We start from the raw sequence: 20,004 nt of genomic DNA, 5'->3' as shown, positions 1-20,004 counted from the left end.
TTTTTTATATCAATAATTCTTTATCACTTTTGCTCAGTCTATCTAATAGCTACTAAACGATTATCCCTTTTGCATTTAAAACTTCACAATTATTTATCTTATTGTTGACAACTTCATGAATTGATATCTGTTTATTATTGAAGTTTGAGCCAGGAATCGTTTCCCCTCTAATGTCTAGTAATTGTACTAGAATAAGATAAGCAATCGCTAAAAAAATAGAGACTGTTCCTGTAATAATAGCAACTATTTTTCCTGAGTTCATTAACATTTCCCCAATAACGTGATTTTATCAATCATAACTTATTAATCCTGATTAATGATCAATGTAAAACTAGTTAATCTTTAGAATTGATTTAATAAAAAACTTCAATTGTGTAAATTTAATTACACAATTGAAGTTTTTGGTAAAAATATCCAGTTTAATATTTCTCAAATTGTTTTAGTGATTTTCCATCTAATTCTCAGAAAATTCGTCTAGTTTTTTAGGAATGATTCAGAAAAAGAGTCAGTTAAAGAAACCCAATATAGCAGTCTCTATCCCGATAAGATACAGTTTAGTTTATCATTAAGTCTTAAAAAAAATTATCTGCTCAATTGAGTAACTTCAATTTATATATGGAGCAATTGATTGTAACTAATCATTTTCTTGTTTTTACCATTTCAGGAACGCCAATCGGGGAGATATTTGCGAGTTCCTTAAGATGTTGGCAACGAATTAACTCCGTAAAACTGAGACTGAAACGTCTTTCCAATTGCGAAGATGCTTCAAGCCCATTAAGTAGATTTTTCGAGGCTTCTACCGAATTATAGCCTCGTCTAAAAGCAATTTTAATAGCTTCTTCATCAGCATCGAGTTCCCGTTGCATACTTAGGTTATTGCGCCAAATTTGATAAGCGGAGATTGCGGTTAATCCTCCAGAAACTATCATTCCTAAAATATCCCCTTGAGCCGTTTGAACTGTCAGTCCTACTAATCCGGCTGCAGTAATTCCTTGATATAAATTAGGCTTAAGCCATTTAATTCCAATTAAACTGGTAGTTGCTCTTAAAAGTAGTAAATCTCGTTGTCCTTGTGGTAATTGCCACCATAAATTAAAGTTAATATATATAGGACGGTTATTTCGATTCCAAGGAGGAGAAAATGGCGCATCAATTACCTTTGATTGCTGAGGTTTGCTAATAATTTTGGTTAACATTCGTCCAGAAGCTGGCATAAGATCCGATAATCGTCTAATCTCAGACTCAACACTCATACAAGAACTCTATCTAAAAGAAACTCTTTATTGAGTATAATCTCTCCAGAGATTAGCTATTGTTTTTTAAACACTTTTCTAGTAGTGAGATTTTAATTGAGAATATAACTAAGCTATTTTTTATAGTCTCTTGTTATTAAGATGACAGATTCTATTATAACTGCATCTGCTTGAAAGTGCAGGATATTAGCCTTATTTTAGCCAAAACTAGCATATTACTATAAATTTATTGAATCTTTTTATAAAAAATCGTTATAATCTTTGACATAACTAGATATTTTTGGTGAAGAGAATCTGGCTGTTGTGCCATTAACTTCTACCCTAGAATCTAAGATTTTTCTGTAAATTTTATGATTAAACTTCATATTTATACTTTACCTTACTAACAAAGGTAAAGATTTAGATTGTTTTTCGTCTTTTTGTCATATCAATGGTAATTTTTCCGTTATAATCAGGAATAGGAGCTGCCAGTTTACTTAAACGAACTCTAACTAGTTGAACCTTGTTCAAAATTAATATTTTTTGAGCAATCACCTCAGCCAGTTTTTCAACTAGGGCAAATTTTTCGGTGGCAATAAGACGTTTAACGATGGCGATCACTTGACGATAATCCAATGTATCTTTAATTTGATCGCTGTTTCCGGCGGAGGTTAGATCAAGTCCTATGATTATATCAACTTCAAACCACTGACCTAATACCTGTTCTTCTGGCAAATATCCCGTGTAGCCGTAGGACCTAATTTTAGTAATTTCAATGAATTCCATAGTTTTTGGCGATTTAATCGATAGTTTTACCGTGAAACTTTGATTTTAGAATCTATTATCGTTAATATATCTTAGCTTGGTCAGATCAAAGTTGACTTGAAGTGAAAACTTCCTCAAATATAAGCCCCATGAATTACCTCAAAGATAATAGCATTTCCTATAAAATAAAAAGCCGTGTTAATCTCCTAGGGAGATTTCTTAGCGTTTTTTGGGTTTTAGAGCTTTTAGATCTGTTAATCTTTAAAGGAAGTTTAGACCGATTTGGCATTATTCCCCATGACTTAATTGGATTACGAGGAATTTTGTTTGCTCCATTTTTGCATGGTGGATTAAGTCATTTAATTGCCAATACTCTTCCTTTTGTGGTTTTAAGCTGGTTTGTAATGTTACAAGAAACCAGTGATTTTTGGGTGGTTACTTTACTAACAATGATAGTAGGTGGTTTTGGGGTCTGGTTATTTGGGGTTCCTGGTTCAGTTCATATTGGGGCTAGTATTCTTATTTTTGGCTATTTGGGATTTTTGCTATTACGAGGATATTTTCAACAGAACTTCGTCTCAATTTTTTTGTCCATTATTGTTAGTTTTCTGTATGGTGGATTAGTGTTAGGAATGTTACCTTCTCGCCCTGGAATTTCTTGGGAAGGCCATCTATTTGGGTTTCTCGGCGGAGTCTTAGCTGCTAAACTAATAGCTAATGAAAAGCAGAATCGCCCAAGTTAGGTGGGTAATTTTAATGATCTGTTTATTTAGGTTTCTATAATTCAGTTGAAAATGCTTGCCAGATAAAGATGAATCTCCCCACCTTAGTTACGTTATCGCGTTTATTAGGATTGCCATTTATGTTTTATTTCCTACATGATCCTACCCCATCTCATCGCTGGATTAGCATAGCAATTTTTTTAGTATCAGCAGGGACAGACTGGTTAGATGGCCACTTAGCAAGGCGATTAAATCAAGTTACAGAATTAGGGAAGTTTCTCGATCCCTTAGTAGATAAATTATTAGTTCTCGCCCCGTTATTAAGTCTAATTGAATTAGAAAAGGTTCCCTCTTGGGGTGTTTTTTTGATTATGGGCCGGGAATTAGCAATTACTAGCTGGCGAGTCAATCCGAGTTTAACTCAAAATAGAAAAGTTCAAGAGGCAAATTGGTGGGGAAAATTAAAGACCGTCAGCCAAATAATAGCCATTGCTCTATTAATTGCTCCTCTTAGTCCTCAGTGGGGCACTCTGTGCTCAATTGTATTTTGGGTGGCTGTCGTTCTAACATTAATTTCTGGGGTCAGCTATTTGTTACCACAAATATTATCAAAAACTCAGTTATCCAAGTCTTCGAAAGAGATGAATCCCAGAAATAAAGCAAAAAATGTTAGTTAGAATTAACTTAATTAAACTTGTAATAAGTTGATAAGTCCACGGGAAACAACATTGTACTAATCTGCCAAAATTTCACTAACTAGTTGTAGTTATTGAAAAATTTATATTCTAACTGCCTGTTACGCCATTATTAAATATGAGTTCCACAAGATTTAATAATGTATCATTGACTTCTCTCTTCTTTATAAAGAAGAACAATGGGCTTAAAAATAACAATGATTTTTTGAATATGCAAAAAATAGCTAAACACTACTTTTCTTTGTAAGAGTATTAATGATGAACTATTGTCAAAATAAAAAAGAGAGATACCCGTGTGCTCTCTCTCTCAAAACTAAAGTCAATATTATCAGTAGCTATACAATAGCCCTAGATATCATCGGTTTGCTAAGTACAACGTTTTTTATCCTCTATCAAAAGGATAGGCTCAATCGTTGCATACTATAGTTTAACTTCAATCTCAACCCCTGCCGGTAAATCCAATTTCATTAGAGCATCAATAGTTTTGGAAGAAGGCTGATAAATATCAATAATTCTTCGGTGGGTTCTGGTTTCAAAGTGTTCACGAGAATCTTTATCTACGTGAGGTGATCGCAAAACACAATAAATCCGACGTTTAGTGGGTAAAGGAATCGGGCCTATTGCGGTTGCATCTGTTCGGTTAGCTGTATCAACAATCTTCTCACAGGAGGTATCAAGTAAGCGACGATCAAAAGCTTTCAAGCGAATCCGAATTTTTTGTTGCAGTGTAGCCATAATTTTTAGTTGTCAAGGTTCGGTTGTGATTGATAGATTAATCCGTTATTCGGTCAGCGACCAGTCAAGAATTGATAACTGGCCGCTAATCAAGGTTAAGTTGTCCTACTTGAGAATTTTCGAAACAACACCAGCACCAATAGTACGGCCACCTTCGCGAATTGCAAAACGCATTCCTTGCTCAATAGCAATAGCATTGATAAGTTCCACAGTCATTTTAATCCGGTCACCAGGCATGACCATTTCTACTGCACTGCCATCATCGGCGGTGTAGTCTTGGATGGTTCCGGTTACATCGGTGGTACGGACATAAAACTGAGGGCGATAGTTCTTGAAGAAAGGCGTGTGACGACCCCCTTCTTCTTTTGTTAATACATAAACTTCACCTTCAAATAGGGTATGGGGAGTAATCGAACCAGGTTTAGCTAAAACCATTCCCCGTTCAATGTCTTCTTTTTGGATACCCCGTAGAAGCAGACCCACGTTATCCCCTGCTATTCCTTCATCAAGAGTTTTCTGAAACATTTCTACCCCGGTAACAGTAGTGTTACGGGTCTCTCGAATACCAACAATCTCAACGGTTTCACCTACTTTAACCTTGCCCCGTTCAATCCGTCCGGTAGCAACAGTTCCCCGACCAGTAATGGAGAAGACATCTTCAACTGCCATCAAGAAGGCTTTATCGATTTCTCGCTCGGGTTCAGGGATATAAGCGTCTATTTCTCCCATTAACTTCAGGATTTTATCTGTCCATTCATTTTCCCCGGCAGCAAGCTTAGGATTTTCTTTTAGAGCTTCTACGGCCATCAAAGCAGATCCAGTGACGATGGGAATGTCATCTCCAGGAAAATCATACTCACTAAGGAGTTCACGGACTTCAAGTTCTACCAGTTCGAGAAGTTCTTCGTCGTCAACTTGGTCTTCTTTGTTTAAGAAGACCACTAGGCTAGGAACCCCAACTTGTTTTGCTAACAAAATATGTTCGCGAGTTTGGGGCATAGGTCCGTCAGCTGCCGATACTACCAAGATGCCCCCGTCCATTTGAGCAGCTCCGGTAATCATGTTCTTAACGTAGTCAGCGTGTCCTGGGCAGTCTACGTGAGCGTAGTGGCGGGTTGGTGTTTCATATTCAACGTGGGCGGTATTGATGGTAATACCCCGCGCTTTTTCTTCAGGGGCTGCATCAATATCCTCGTAGTTACGAGCTTTAGCACTACCTGCAGCAGCCAAAGTCATGGTAATAGCTGCTGTGAGGGTGGTTTTCCCATGATCAACGTGACCGACGGTGCCGATGTTAACGTGGGGTTTTGTCCGTTCAAATTTTGCGCGTGCCATGAGTCAATTGTTCCTTTTTTTGTCTTCTGTTTAAATCACAGTGATAAATTTCAGTGATTAGTAATCAGTTACCCGTAGTTCATTATTAACCATTAAGGGTTGACTATCCACTTTTCACCATTTGCTATTCACTGTAGTAGGCGTTCCCTGTGTTTTTTGCTATGATCGCTTCGGCGACACTGGACGGGACTTCGGCATAATGGCTAAATTCCATCGAGAAGATTCCCCGACCTTGGGTTTTTGACCGAATATCGGTCGCGTAACCAAACATTTCTGCCAGAGGAACATGAGCAGAAACTTTGGCAAGGCAGTCTTCAGATTCCATCCCTTCGATGCTGCCACGACGAGAGTTTAGATCTCCCATAATCTCTCCTAGAAAATCTTCAGGGACTTCTACCTCAACTTTCATCATTGGTTCTAGCACAACGGGGGAAGCTTTAGTGACCGCATTGCGAATGGCCATTGAACCGGCAATTTTGAAGGCCATTTCTGAAGAATCAACATCATGGTAGGAACCATCAACCAGCGTTACCTTAAGGTCGATGACGGGATATCCTGCAATAATACCTGATCCACAAGCTTCTTTTATCCCTTGTTCCACAGGGGCGATGTACTCTTTAGGTATGATTCCCCCGACAATTTTAGAAATAAATTCAAAACCGCTTCCCGATTCTCCTGGTTCAACGTGAATGATGACATGCCCATATTGACCTTTTCCCCCACTTTGACGAATATACTTTCCTTCCGCGTCACAAGGTTTACGGATGGTTTCACGGTAGGCTACTTGGGGTTTACCCACTGTTGCTTCTACCTTATATTCTCGCAACATCCGATCAACAAGGATCTCTAAGTGTAATTCTCCCATCCCAGCAATAACTGTTTGGTTGGTTTCAGGATTGATACTCACTCGGAAGGTGGGATCTTCATCAGAGAGAGATTGAAGGGCTTTGGAAAGCTTCTCCATATCCTGTTTGGTTTTGGGTTCGACAGCAACCGAAATAACCGGTTCTGGGATGAATAAAGATTCAAGGATTATTGGCTTATTCTCATCACATAGGGTATCCCCCGTAGTAGTATTTTTTAAGCCAATGGCAGCGCCCAAGTCTCCAGCTCTGAGTTCATCAACTTCAATGCGATCATTGGATTTTAAGACTATCAAGCGTGAAAGCCGTTCTTTACTATTTTTGGTTGAGTTATATACATAAGTTCCTTTAGCCAAAACCCCCGAATAAACCCGCATAAAGGTCAGACGGCCATATGGATCAGCGGCAATTTTAAAAGCCAGTGCGGAGAATGGTTCATCGTCTAAAGCTTTTCTCTCGTCTTCAGTTCCATCAGGCAATAATCCTTTAATTGCTGGCACTTCCAAGGGGGAGGGTAAATAGTCAACTACAGCATCGAGAAGCAGTTGCACCCCTTTATTTTTGAAAGCAGAACCACAAAGGAGAGGAATTATAGAACGGTTAAGAATTCCTAAACGTAGTCCCTGTTTAATCTCAGCCTCAGTTAATTCTTCTCCCTCGAGATATTTTTCTAAAAGATCTTCATTATTTTCGGCTACCGCTTCAATGAGTTTACTTCGATATTCAAGGGCTTGCTCTAAAAATTCTTCAGGGATATCTGTATCTTTGATATTTCTACCTAAGTCATCTTGATATATTTTAGCCCGCATCCGAACCAAGTCTATAATGCCACGGAAATCGTTTTCACTCCCAATAGGAATTTGAATCGGCACTGAATTAGCTCTGAGGCGATTCTTAATTTGTTCGCAAACCCTGAAGAAGTTAGCTCCGGTGCGATCCATTTTGTTCACAAAGGCAAGGCGAGGGACTTGGTAGCGCTCCGCTTGTCGCCACACTGTCTCCGATTGAGGCTGGACACCTCCAACAGAACAAAATACGGCTATTACACCATCTAATACCCGCATAGAGCGTTCCACTTCAATGGTAAAATCTACATGACCTGGAGTATCAATGATATTAATTCGGTGGCCAAGCCAACTTGTACTAATAGCAGCAGCAGTGATGGTGATGCCTCGTTCCTGTTCCTGTGCCATCCAGTCCATGGTGGCAGTCCCTTCATGAACTTCGCCAAGTTTGTGAGCGATTCCTGTATAGAACAGAATTCGCTCGGTCGTAGTAGTTTTGCCTGCATCTATATGGGCTGCAATGCCTATATTTCGTACCTTCTCCAGTGGAATAGTACGTGCCACAGCTACCTCCTTGGTTTTGTATAAACTAGTTTCATCGGTTATCTGTTCACACTATAGGAGAATGGGCGTTCTATCAGACCTTAGCCACTGCTCCCTGGCAAAACTAGCCCTTAATAGCGATAGTGGGCAAAGGCTTTGTTCGCTTCAGCCATACGGTGAGTTTCATCCCGCTTCTTCATTGCCCCCCCGGTTTCGTTAGCTGCGTCCATAATTTCACTGGCTAATTTGCTCGCCATGGTACGACCTCCTCTAATACGAGCATAGTGGACTAACCAACGTAAAGCTAGGGTTGTTCCTCGTGAGGAACGAACTTCCATGGGAACCTGATAGGTAGCACCTCCGACCCGACGTGCTTTAACCTCTACTAAGGGAGTCAGATTTTTAATGGCTTTTTCAAAAACTTCTAAGGGGTCAGCTCCCGTTTTTTCACTGATGGAGGTCATCGCATTATAGATAATTCCAGCCGCTACGGACTTTTTCCCGCTTTTCATTACTCGACGGATTGTCATGCTGAGTAAACGGCTGTTATAAATGGGATCGGGGGGAACCGGTCGTCTTTTTATGTTTCCTCTGCGAGACATAGTTGGGTTTTCCTCTTTAATTTAAGATAGTGATTATAGTTTCCCCTTCTTCCCATGAAGAGGATAGATAGTATGCTTGGGAGATATTCGTCGTCTATGGCCTTACATTATTTAGCATTGCCTTTGAATGTGATTTCTCTCTAAGAAAATTACAATCGTTTATCCTTCAAGGCAAGACTAGGTGGGACTAAAGTATATGATGATCGCCTAACTAAAGAAAATTATACTTCTAGACTTAGGGATAATTAATAATTAGATACACCCTATCTATAATCCTATCCTTTGGGTCGTTTAGTTCCATATTTAGAACGTCCTTGTTTGCGATCTTTGACCCCTTGCGCATCTAATGTTCCGCGAATGATATGATAGCGCACTCCAGGCAGGTCTTTGACCCTACCTCCACGGATAAGGACAACGGAGTGCTCTTGTAAATTATGACCAATCCCAGGGATGTAGGCGGTAACCTCAAAGCCGGAGGTAAGACGAACCCGTGCTACTTTCCTCAAGGCTGAATTGGGCTTTTTTGGGGTAGTTGTGTAAACCCTGGTACAAACCCCCCGACGTTGGGGACACTGTTTGAGTGCTGGCGATTTCGTCTTCTTTTTCAGTTTTGAGCGTTCGCTGCGAATGAGTTGTTGAATAGTTGGCATGAGTAAACTCAAATAAGGGTTACAACCAACCCTAAATCATTAATATAATCGTTGACAAATTACCATGATACCTATCTAGGAGATAGTCTGTCAACTCCTGAAGGTGTGTTTTTTTAGGTTAATGCTTGATAGTAAAGGATAGACCACAACTACAGGTCGCAGCAACCTGGGGGTTAGAGAAGCGGAAACCCCCACCCATCAAGTCTTCAGCATAGTCCAAACGTAACCCTTTAAGATAAGGAAGACTGGCCTGATCAATCAGCATTGAAATTTCTTCTAGTTGGTAGAGATAATCACTTTCTTGTCGGGTTTCAGACAATTCAAAAATATAGCATAGTCCTGAACACCCTCCCTTTTTCACCCTTAGTCGAAAGTAATTGTTGACTTTCTGACGGCTACTCTGCATTCGTTGGACTTCTTTAACTGCGGCTGGTGTGATTTGAATCATAAAAACTCCAAAGTATCGATTTTCAGTAATTTTGATACCAGTCATGGCATCCGTAATTGGATGTTGGTTGACTAGGCTAGAGTTGTGGAATGGAATGTTCATTCAAGACGTTATCCGCTTTCTAACAAATTACTCATAGGTAATATTTTCGGAGGAAGAAACTCTCTACCTAGAACTATTGTTTCTTCTCTTAGAATATAGACCCTTAGATTGGGATAAGAAAATAGACATTAAGAAATGTAAGGATATTCATAGCAAATATTATGAATCAGGGTTGCCGCAGCAGAAGACGGAATTAGAGCCGTCGGTGTGATCTAGACTTGATTAACCGAAAAAGTAAGAGTAGGATCAAACCTTTCTTATATCGCTACAGCAGCTCTGGGACCGGGAATCACATCGGAGTTATTACTTACCTCAAGTATGAAGTGAAAGGGGTCTCGTATTAATTTTCGTATTAAAGGCGATGGACCGTTAAAAGGTTTTTTAGTAGATTTGGGGTTAGATGGAACCGTACGAGGTTATGTAGACTGTCCCCATATGGAATTGCCCCCAATGTGATTAGTCAACTTGATGTTGAGGGAGTTATTGGTTGAAAATTGGTTCTTTATGCGGTACGTGATGTAGTATGTGGTTATCCCCATACAACCACTATGAAACTGGTGTCTAGTGAAGTAGGAAATGATGTAGTCTACTATTTGGTGAGTTCGGAGCAAACCTCTTCAGCGTTCAAAAATAGACTTTTTTTAGCCAAAAATGGGAAATAGGCAACAGACAATTTTTAGAAAAGTTGCTCATTTATTCATCACTAATTTATTTTTTTCATGTTTCTTGTCAAATTTTTTCGTGCTGATGGAGGATGTCACTATTAGTCTTTTCCCCTAACTTCAACTAGAAAATTGGCAACAATCAAAAATGTTGAAACCCTTGAGTTAGAGTTAATTTTTGGGGGGGATATCGTTCTTGATTATCAACTAAAATCACGTTTGGTTCTTCTGTAATCGTTCCAATAATAGCAGCCCCATTTCTTAAGCGTTTCACCAATTTTTTGGCTAATTCTAGGGGTAAACAGAGAACTAATTCGAAATCTTCTCCTCCATACAAAGTCCAATATAAAGCTTCTTCTGGTGACATCCATTGTAATAAACTTGGAGGAGGCTCAATTTGCGAGCGCTCTAATCTTGCTCCTACTCCACTCATACGGCAGATTTGCAGAACTCCATCGGCTAAACCATCACTGCTGTCTATTCCCGCTACCGATGTTGTTTCTACTATTTCCCAAAGCAGTGGAAGGACATCTAGGCGAGGTTTGGGGTGTTGATGGGCTTCGATTAAAGTGTTTCGTTCAGATTGGGAGATATTTTTACCTAATTCAGGATTAAGCAATAATTGTAATCCTTTATAGGATTTCCCATGAGTTCCTGTCACCAGAATAGCATCCCCAGGTTGGGCTGAGGAACGACGAATAATACGGTGAGGTACGGCAGTTCCAAAAGCGGTAATACTTATGGTAGTGACTGGAGAACGACAGATATCGCCACCAACAATGGGGGTTTGATACCGTTGCAAACAATCGGTTAATCCTTGATAAAGCTTTTCTACCCAAATTAGTTTCAATTCCCCTGGTAAAGATAATCCTACCGTAATGCCAATTGGAGTGGCTCCCATGGCTGCTAAATCGGATAAATTAGCCGCAGCAGCACGCCATCCTACAGTTTCAGGAGGAGTAGTGTGATCGCTAAAATGAACCCCATCTACTAAAACGTCAGTAGTTATTACTAATTGTTCTTGAGAGTCTACCGATAAAACCGCTCCATCATCGCCGATAATATTTCCAGGACAAAAGGACTGAAGTTTCTTTAATAACCCCTGTTCACCAATGTCGTTGACAGATTGGTTAGATTTCATTATTTTTACTCAAAAACGATTATAGTGTAAATATTACAAATATTTAGAAAAAAAATAATAGCCATCTATAGCTTTCGCTCAAGACGAAACAGTTTAGAGTAAAGATATTTCTTATTAACAATCAGAAAAGCAAGGAAGTTGATTAACTAAAACTAAATAGAAAACTTTAAATATTATTAAACTAGGTTAAAAATTACTGTTAAATTTAAGTTAACTGATATTTCTATTGGTTTTGAGCTTTGTTTGAACTTTTTATCTTAAGAAGTTTCCAATTTTTCCAGCATGAGTTGACAGTTTACCTGTTTCTCTAATAGTTTTTAACATAGTGTTGTTTATTGTATTTCCGACCACTTATTACGGACGGATTTACTGCAAAACTTTGTAGTCTATGCTGTGCATTCTTATGGATGGGATGTGAGGTGTCCCCATTTCCTGACTGGGAAGCAGATTAGGAGGATTAGACTGTGTCGCAGCTACAGTACTGTGCTTAAGGTAAAAGCTTATTAAATATTTCAGAAATTATGGTGTGGAGTTCTTCGTGCATGGCTGCTAAAAATCCCTTGAATCTTTGAAAAATAATTTAACTACTGGGTGAATTGATTCTCCCCGTAATATTCGTTACGATGAATTGTATACCCCCTAGGGGGATATCTACGAGGAAAAACTTGGCGTTAAGTTAAGTAAAAAAAATTCTTACAATTGATAGTTGTATTAGGTTAACGGAATATTGATTTCATCTCCTTCCGATCTGCCCCATGACTGTCTTGATGATTCACACCAACAGTTCCTAAGCCTAATCCCCAGGAGTTCACAAGTATTCTTAGGATGGCAAATATTTTGGGCTGCTGGATTTCTGGCGTCTTTTCTAGTTTTTATTCAAGCTCCTTTAATTCGTTTATATTCCTAATTTAGTTTATTAATGACAGGGGGATGGCTTTGGTTGGAAATTATCTAATGAGACACTAATGCACCCATTACTGGGGAGATTTAGTATAGGGGCTTACTTGGAGTTAGCTAGCTGGTGCTTCTATTTATTGGGGTTGGTTACATTGGGAATCCTTAATTCATCTTTCTATTGAGTCAATTGAAGTTTCGGTATCAATTTGGGACTCTAGTGTACTTGGGGTAAGATAGAAAATCTTTTCTATTTGGGGTCGTTGTTAGGGTCAGAAATTACAGATTTTTATTTTTAAGCAGCATTAGCCTAAGTCCAAACCCTATGGAGGATGAGTTGGGGAGTCTTTTTTTTAAAATCCTCTTATGGATTGGCTTATGGGCAATGCAACAACTCTATTATCATTAGTTAACTCTAGCAGGTGCAATATTGAGTCCAATTTTAGTGGATAGTCTATTTTTACTAGTAGATTCTTTTGCTTAAGAGAATTAAGTCTAAAATAGATTTCCAAATTGTGCAATTATCGTTATCCTATCGTCCCTAAAAAATTCATGGAAAGTCTAGCTCATCTCCCTCACATACTTTGATTCACCAAAAAAGATAAATGTTACCTAATTTTTAGTGAGGAAGAGCTATTAGGATATTAAACTAAGTAAAGATAATGGTTGTATGGTCAATGATAACCGTGTTTTTCACAATTACGCGATTTTGCAGTCAACATAGACAGAAGAATTCATTCTCATCGATTTAAAAAGTAGTAACGGAATTTTTGTTAATGAGCAATGAGCGTTGTGTCAGTGTTCTTATTGCTACTAAAAATGGGAATCCATTACTTTTGGTAGGATAAAAGTTTAATTTTTTCTCCTTCAATACGATTGCCTTCTTAAGATAAATGAAAAACCTAACAAAGGGACATCACACTCTTACATCAACGTCGTTTAATCTCGGTGAAGGTGGTAGATCTGAGAAGTTTTATAGCCTTAGCTGGGCAACTTGCTTATAAACTACTATCTTCTCTAATTGGAAATTTGTTCTGTCAAGCTGGGAGTTGAGTTGATAAATAGATTGGGGATGCAGTTATGGTTATTTGGTTTCATGGACACGAAGACGTGAATTGAGCTAATCTGAATCAGATTAGCTCAGTCCGTTATAAATCTTAACTAGAAGACAAAAAAGTTTAGTAAGGAATCTCCCATTCCTTTCGGAATATCTATTGGTATAAGGATTAATACTGAGTATGCTATTGTTAGAGATAATGGGAGTAAAAATCGTCCTAAATTATACGGTGATCAGATACGCAGTTAAAACCCTTTTTCGCTTGAGGTCGGCCACCAAAGAGTTGGGGTTATATATTGCCGTCGGCAGACAAACTTATAAATTATAAATATTTTAAGTCCCTACCACAGTAGGATAACCCGTAAAATAATCAATGAACAATAGCTAGAAACTAAAGAAAACTGGTTTTTAAAAACTTTTCAAACTATTGTTATGTTGAAGTTTGCAAAATATTTTAATAAATTGAATCACTAAGACTACTAGAAGAAAGCAGCAAAAGCCTTCTGTTTCGATAAATAAAATTAATTTTGAAACAAACTTACATAATAGTTTAGCTTTAAAGATGTTAATCTCTTTTTTAAAAAATCATATCTATAAGAATATTATCAATTAATTCATATTAGAGGCTGAGGTAGTAATATAAACTTCATGTGGTAAAATCTGTTAATGTCTAACTTAGATTTTTTAAAAAATATCTTTATAAAATAAGTTCGAAAGTTTTAGGATGCTAGTTAAAAATAAAAAAATGTCAGCATTAAGTAAAAGCAAATATTTTTTAGTTAAATTAATATGAAATACGTTTTACTACAATATGCTTGATATTTAAGTAAAGAACAAAAGTAAAATTAAATCAGGAGTATAAAAAGCAACCATTTTTCTCAAAAATGCACCAATTGTGAAAGAAATTTAGAACATTTTTTCAAAAAACTAGACTAGATGTTCGGACTCTTAGAATTATCCAGTTATTAAAATACATTACTATCTCCTCTTTGAGGAGACGAAAAAATCTTCATTTTGAAATAGCCTAGAATTTATAAATAAATATTTTTTTAAAAAAAATAAAAAAAATTTATTTATATTTAACTTTATCCATAATTAGTGTTCTACCACAAACAATCCGTATAACTTTGTAGTATAATTGTCTGAGGTTTCAGAATTAATAATAATGTCTAATACCGAAGATTAATTTGGGATCAGCTTTTATATTTTTAGTTTTTTTTAGTTGTAGAAATTAGGAACATTGTAGTAAAACCGTCTGAAGAATTTGGCAGAAATTAATCTCATATAGCCTTAGACACACTAAAATAATCTTAACACAATCTATCAGGAGGTTTCTGTGGCTTTATACGCGGACTTACATCGTCATTTAGGAGGATCTGTGGTTCCTCGCATTCTCTGGCGATATTTTAAACGCCATGACGTAGAGATGGCACGACAATTTCCTGAATATCCAGGATTTGAAAAATTTTACACTCGTAAACGTAATACTCTCGATGAATATCTAGAGTTACACACTCTCGTCGAAAAGGTTCAAACCGAACAAACCCTTCCCTATTTTATTTATCGATTGATTCGAGGCGCTTATATTTTTGAGAATTTAGCCTATCTAGAATTACGCTACACTCCTTATTTACGGACTTCCGACCATCTGAGCCAATCGGAACGTATTGACAGTATGACAAATATTGTTGAAATTGTTGGAAAAGCGACTCAAGTTAAAGAATATCCGATTATTATTAGCCAGATTCTTTGTATGCACTCTCGTTTACCCTATGAAGTTAATAAAGCGATTATTGATTTAGCAGCTAATATAAAAGATTATGTCTGCGCTGTTGATATAGCAGGAGGAGACTCTCATTACGGAGAAAGATTAGAAGAGTTTACTAGTTTGTATCAGTATGCCCATTCTTTAGGGTTAAAAACTACTGGACACCTTTACGAAACTCCAGATGGTTGTTATCGAGAACTTCTACCATATCTAATGCGCATTGGTCATGGGATTCAAATACCTTTAAGGTATCCTGAATTATTACCAGAAATTGCTCAATCAAAACAATGTTTAGAAGTCTGCCCAACTACTTATTTAAAGACAGGAACACTAGAAGATTTAAAAGAACTAAAAGTTGTTTTTGATCGTTGTTTTGAAGCAGGGGTCGATATTGCAATTTGTACAGATAATGCTGGGTTACATAATGTCCGTCTTCCCTTTGAATACGAAAATCTATTGACTCAAGATGTTATTGATTTTCCCCAATTACAAGCTTGTCAAGATTCAGCTTTTCGTCATGCGTTTGCTTGGCCTTATAAAGAACCTCCTGCTTCTTTACTTATTGGATTACTCCAAGATAATTCTGGAAAGAGAGATTTAGTATCGGTTTAACTTCCAATTAATTAGAGAGTTTGTTAGACTCATGAGATAAACTTTGATCTATTCTTTGTTCCCGCGTTCCCAAAAACTAAAAAACTTCATATCTCATAAGTATGGGAGTTGCTATAATATAACTATTAAGTACGAGAAAGTTAGATTTTATCTCAATGGAGTTAACCCAAATTTAGTTTAATTTACTCTTCTAGACTGGCTATAAAGAAATCATAACAAACAAAAGCTAAAATTCTTACTTTGTAGAGTTTTTGGTCTTCATAAAAACTTAATTTATGTAGTCATTAAATATGCTTAAAGTAAGAGTTTTAGAAGTTATAGCTACTAATTAATAGTACTCAGTCTAGAAGAGTTAGTTAATTATAAGTTATTGGATTATCCAGGTAATAACAAGGTTAATTTAATTTACCTATTACAGTGATTCTAAAAATAATTAAAATTATTGATGGCATGTCAATTCTGAACATTTAGATTATTCATTCAATAAAATATGTAAAAAATAATTTTTATTTATTATTTATATAGTCTTAACAAAATTGCCTGATTTTAAATTGATTTTGAAAACCATATTTAGACTTTGATTAACTTTATTAAAAGTTAAAAATTTTTTAGTTTAATTTCTTTAAAAATTACTTGGTTTTGACCAAATTATTGTCTTCATAGCAATTTTTCTACTGGACTCAGCTGAGGTAATAAATTAATGACAATTGAATTTATTCATTTAAATAAACTTAAAAAGTCAATAAGTTTTATGGCGATTTAATATTTCTATTTTTCCATTAGTTTTAAATGTAAGCATATCAAAGCATTCTTTTGTTTACTTTCATTGAAGGAGTTTTTAATTAAATTCAAGGAACAGTTAAATATTTTACATTAGATTTTTTTAAAAAAAATTAAATATTGTTAGTCTAGCTATAGACTTTTATGACATAGTCATTGACTATTGCTGTTTAGTAAGAACTAAAATTTAAAGACAAATCGTATTAGTTTTAAATAACTTCTATATTATAAGTTTGGACATCAGTAATCTACAAACCATGTTTTTCTGTAAGTTCATAATATAGTTACGGTGAACTATATTATGAACTTACAGAAAAACTGTTATATCTTTGTTTCTTGAGTAAAATTCAGTTAGTTTATACCAATCACTAAAAGAATATTATTGTTTGTCTAGTAATAGTTTGATTATTATCATAATTGGAGGTTAAGTCTACTCTTTCAGCAAGCGTGACAACAGCAATTTTAATAAGAAAAGTTAATAAATAAAGTTTTTAAAAAAAATAAAATCTTCTAATAATTTCTTGAATGTGATTTTTGCATAAAATATCTGTCATTCTGTTCTAGATCTAGAATCGTAATTTCTAAAATAAAACCTGTAAATTAGAGATAGCTGTCTATATCATTAACCCCCAAACTAAATTAAACTAAAATTTATAGAACTAAACAGATTATGAAATTAAGCTTGGCAATAATATCGTTTATAAGCAGGCTTGATTTATTTCTATAATTTTTTTTACTAATCCTAAATTAATATTTAACTATTAGGTTTCAGAACCTACTTGATTTCACTTGAAGCTACTAAAAGATTATTAAAATAATGAAAAATACTTGCTGATATCAATAAATTAAAAGTATTTCTTCTAAGGGGAATACTTTTACTTAAACTCTACAAAATTTGATTTATAAATAAAACTAATGCTTTTGTTTAGCTATTTTCAGTTAATTCTATATGAATATCAATTATTTTCTTACTAGTTTTATTTATAGGGTGATATATATTTACAACCTCTGTCATAGAGCCAGCACTAAGTACAGTAGTTAAAAAATAATTTTTGCATTATTTATTGATAAATAACAACGCAGTAGCTATATAATCAATACTAATATTGACCATGTTTATTAGCTATTTTATTAACTTAAAAACTGATTATAATTTTCTTTATATCACTTGAGATATTTATGTAGCAGTATAAGTCATTATTAATAATGTTGACTACTCAAACAATTATTATTTTTCATTCAAGTTCAGTTTCAATAAAAAGTGAAGTTAGTAAAGAAAGTATCTAAATAGTTTAGTGACTAATAATATTCTATTTAATTTAAGAGTTGTATAATTAAAAATTATAAATTACATGCTTAATTCAATTAAAATTGATATTTTTTAGACCTAAAAAATATACAGTAATTCATATTTTTTAAGTCTATTATTTTATTGATAGTGATTTTAGATAGATACTAGAAGATAAAATAGTTTCAACAAAAACACATATTTTTACCGACAACTTAATTGGCAATTGATCACTAACAAAATATGCAGTAAATAATATTTTTTAGTAAAAAATATTATTTACTCTTAAAGCCAGACTTAAGATCATAGTATCAGTTTCATAATTTATAAAAAAATAATGTTTAAAAAAATGGGTTTTAAATGGGCGTAGATTGTACTAATTATTGTAATAATTAATAGTTTATTTAGTAAGTTCAAGAAACTATATAAAAACTATTGTACAATGCGAAGTTACATTCCCTGATAAAAAATAATTTCATAACATTACTACTATTTGTATTGGTAGAGAAATTATAATTACTTTTAATCTTTCTGCTGTTCAACATTAAATAAATTAGACTTATTATTAAAATCAAAGAGCAACTCAATACTGTAATACAATACTAAAGATGACAACAATAGTGACAGAAAACAATAAGCTATCGAATAGGAAAAAAACTCTTTTTAGTTTTTAGTCATAATTGGCTTGTTTTGGGGTACAATTTTTTACGCTAGTGTGGTAAAACTCATGAATTATCTAAAATTAGATAAACACTAAATTACACTAAATTACATAAAACTTCTTCAAGAGGAAACTAATTGATATACTTGGTCAATTCTCTACCAATTGGTAACTTTAAATTTTCCTGAAAAAATTTTGTATCTTATTTACTATTAAGAATGGTTTCATCTTTGTTTCTAACTCCTCCCCATTTCGTCCTGGCTTCTGCATCTCCGGCGCGTCGAAAACTATTACAAACTGTTGGGATTGATCCAATTATCCGTCATAGTCAGTTTGACGAATCCCAAATACGATGTAAAGATCCTATCAAATTAGTCCAAATTTTAGCTCACTATAAAGCTAAAACCGTTGCCCCTTATTTTCAAGACTGTCTAATTTTAGGGTGTGACTCTTTATTAGTAGTGCGGGGGGAAATTTACGGAAAACCTAACTCGTCTGAAGAAGCGATAGTCCGTTGGCAAAAAATACGGGGAAACCAAGGGACATTGTATACTGGTCATACGATTATTGATCAAAAACAACAAAAAACCTTGATTCGCTGCGGTATCACCCAGGTTTACTTTGCTAATTTAAATGATGTTTCTATTGAAGCTTATGTTAATACTGGAGAACCACTCAAGTGTGCTGGATGTTTTGCCTTAGATGGAAAAGGGGGTTTATTTATTGATAGAATCGAAGGGTGTCACAGTAATGTCATTGGCTTAAGTCTTCCTTTGCTCAGACAGATGTTAGAAGAATTGGGTTATCAGTTTATACAGTTTTGGAGTAATCCATAAAGTCACTAAAAGTTGAATCGTCCATAAATATGAATAATAGTTTTGGTAGGATGTATATGAATAATCCCTAATGAGGGAAGAAAAAAGTCTATTATTACTACCACATACTCAGAAAACATTAATTAATCAATCAGAACTGATGAGCTTTGAACTAATTGTTGCTATTTCTTAATGTTTTTAGAATATATTTGGTTAGCAAGTTTTTTAAAAAAATTTTTTTGACTTTATTTTTTTGTACAATTTAATTGTAACACCTATCGATACTTTCTTGGCTATTTCTTTATTTTTAATTTGGTTCGATTTATAATATTTTTTATGAACCTCTAAGTAAAACTAATCGCAATATAAAAATATATAAATAATATATTTTTTAGACTGTTATTTAGAAAATAAATATAGGTCTAAGATGTTGTGAGAGCTAACTGAATAGCATAGTGATGCCTGTTTAAATACTATCAATACCTATATTGATTTTTTTTATATCATCACGATTTTAGTATTTAGTGAATAAGTTAGATAATGATGCTGATTAAATTGAATTAACTCCAGTTATTTTTCTAGTTTTTATCTTAACTTAAGGAAGTAAAATTATATTTTTTTATAAGCAGTTACTCAAAAAAAATAAATGATATCATTTATTTTTTTTGAGTAACACAACAATTATTTTAAATAATTACCAATAATACTATTTTGGATATGCCTGGTAAGGAAATTAGCTTAAATAAGCATAAAGAAAGTAGAAATATTGTATTTAAATACAAGAGGATAGAAATTACAGATTGGGTGAAACCATTAGAAGAGGCAAGAAGAAAAACAATCTCTAGTTAA

Annotated in this window: 15 protein-coding genes and 2 pseudogenes; 7 read left to right on the top strand and 10 right to left on the bottom strand. The window is 34.9% G+C overall.

Translation table 11 applies throughout. The annotated features are described in order from the left end of the window. Positions 1-52: 52 nt before the first annotated feature. From P3F56_RS09715 to folB, 3 genes are all read right to left on the bottom strand, one after another. The gene (locus tag P3F56_RS09715) at positions 53-262 is read right to left on the bottom strand and encodes a hypothetical protein (RefSeq protein WP_281152650.1); all 210 of its coding nucleotides are present in this window, start codon (positions 260-262) and stop codon (positions 53-55) included. Positions 263-638: 376 nt separating this feature from the next. Then, positions 639-1,253, bottom strand: coding sequence for a DUF3318 domain-containing protein (locus P3F56_RS09710; RefSeq protein ID WP_281152649.1), 615 nt, complete (start codon positions 1,251-1,253; stop codon positions 639-641). Between the two features lie 399 nt (positions 1,254-1,652). Continuing rightward, entirely contained in the window at positions 1,653-2,018 is a 366-nt protein-coding gene (gene folB / locus P3F56_RS09705) for a dihydroneopterin aldolase (protein WP_281152648.1), read from the bottom strand. A gap of 128 nt (positions 2,019-2,146) precedes the next feature. Between folB and P3F56_RS09700 the strand changes: the two genes are divergently transcribed. Beyond that, positions 2,147-2,740, top strand: coding sequence for a rhomboid family intramembrane serine protease (locus tag P3F56_RS09700; RefSeq protein WP_281152647.1), 594 nt, complete (start codon positions 2,147-2,149; stop codon positions 2,738-2,740). Between the two features lie 68 nt (positions 2,741-2,808). After that, on the top strand, positions 2,809-3,396 hold the full coding sequence (pgsA, locus tag P3F56_RS09695) for a CDP-diacylglycerol--glycerol-3-phosphate 3-phosphatidyltransferase (RefSeq protein ID WP_281152646.1): 588 nt from the start codon (positions 2,809-2,811) through the stop codon (positions 3,394-3,396). Positions 3,397-3,834: 438 nt separating this feature from the next. Here pgsA and rpsJ read toward each other — a convergent pair whose 3' ends face one another. From rpsJ to P3F56_RS09665, 6 genes are all read right to left on the bottom strand, one after another. Then, a complete protein-coding gene (gene rpsJ, locus P3F56_RS09690) occupies positions 3,835-4,149 on the bottom strand; it encodes a 30S ribosomal protein S10 (protein ID WP_044107444.1) in 315 nt (104 codons plus the stop codon). Between the two features lie 105 nt (positions 4,150-4,254). Further along, positions 4,255-5,484, bottom strand: coding sequence for an elongation factor Tu (tuf, locus tag P3F56_RS09685; protein ID WP_281152645.1), 1,230 nt, complete (start codon positions 5,482-5,484; stop codon positions 4,255-4,257). A gap of 124 nt (positions 5,485-5,608) precedes the next feature. Continuing rightward, positions 5,609-7,696, bottom strand: a complete 2,088-nt coding sequence (fusA, locus tag P3F56_RS09680; protein ID WP_281152644.1) for an elongation factor G — start codon at positions 7,694-7,696, stop codon at positions 5,609-5,611. A gap of 110 nt (positions 7,697-7,806) precedes the next feature. Then, positions 7,807-8,277 carry a 30S ribosomal protein S7 gene (rpsG, locus tag P3F56_RS09675; RefSeq protein ID WP_281152643.1) on the bottom strand — a complete coding sequence of 157 codons (471 nt, stop codon included), beginning with the start codon at positions 8,275-8,277 and terminating at the stop codon, positions 7,807-7,809. 275 nt (positions 8,278-8,552) lie between these two features. Beyond that, positions 8,553-8,927, bottom strand: a complete 375-nt coding sequence (gene rpsL / locus P3F56_RS09670) for a 30S ribosomal protein S12 (RefSeq protein WP_119260200.1) — start codon at positions 8,925-8,927, stop codon at positions 8,553-8,555. A 118-nt stretch (positions 8,928-9,045) separates the two neighbouring features. Next, on the bottom strand, positions 9,046-9,477 hold the full coding sequence (locus tag P3F56_RS09665; protein ID WP_342637149.1) for a HesB/IscA family protein: 432 nt from the start codon (positions 9,475-9,477) through the stop codon (positions 9,046-9,048). 165 nt (positions 9,478-9,642) lie between these two features. Between P3F56_RS09665 and P3F56_RS09660 the strand changes: the two are divergent. After that, positions 9,643-10,133, top strand: a pseudogene (locus P3F56_RS09660) (Hsp33 family molecular chaperone HslO); the annotation flags it as partial. A 148-nt stretch (positions 10,134-10,281) separates the two neighbouring features. Here the strand turns inward: P3F56_RS09660 and thiL are convergent. After that, entirely contained in the window at positions 10,282-11,280 is a 999-nt protein-coding gene (gene thiL, locus P3F56_RS09655) for a thiamine-phosphate kinase (RefSeq protein WP_281152642.1), read from the bottom strand. Positions 11,281-12,309: 1,029 nt separating this feature from the next. Here thiL and P3F56_RS09650 point away from each other — a divergent pair. The 4 genes and pseudogenes from P3F56_RS09650 (at position 12,310) to P3F56_RS09640 (ending at position 19,176) form a co-directional block, all read left to right on the top strand. Further along, positions 12,310-12,414 carry a DUF3120 domain-containing protein gene (locus P3F56_RS09650; protein WP_342637187.1) on the top strand — a complete coding sequence of 35 codons (105 nt, stop codon included), beginning with the start codon at positions 12,310-12,312 and terminating at the stop codon, positions 12,412-12,414. Positions 12,415-12,904: 490 nt separating this feature from the next. Next, positions 12,905-12,961 (top strand): annotated as a pseudogene (locus P3F56_RS10620) (FHA domain-containing protein); the annotation flags it as partial. Between the two features lie 1,606 nt (positions 12,962-14,567). After that, positions 14,568-15,611, top strand: a complete 1,044-nt coding sequence (locus tag P3F56_RS09645; RefSeq protein WP_281152641.1) for an adenosine deaminase — start codon at positions 14,568-14,570, stop codon at positions 15,609-15,611. Positions 15,612-18,558: 2,947 nt separating this feature from the next. After that, entirely contained in the window at positions 18,559-19,176 is a 618-nt protein-coding gene (locus tag P3F56_RS09640) for a Maf family protein (RefSeq protein WP_281152640.1), read from the top strand. Positions 19,177-20,004: the final 828 nt, after the last annotated feature.

Source organism: cyanobacterium endosymbiont of Epithemia clementina EcSB (genome assembly GCF_029919255.1).
Taxonomy (GTDB): domain Bacteria; phylum Cyanobacteriota; class Cyanobacteriia; order Cyanobacteriales; family Microcystaceae; genus Rippkaea.
This window is presented reverse-complemented; position numbering and strand designations above follow the sequence as displayed.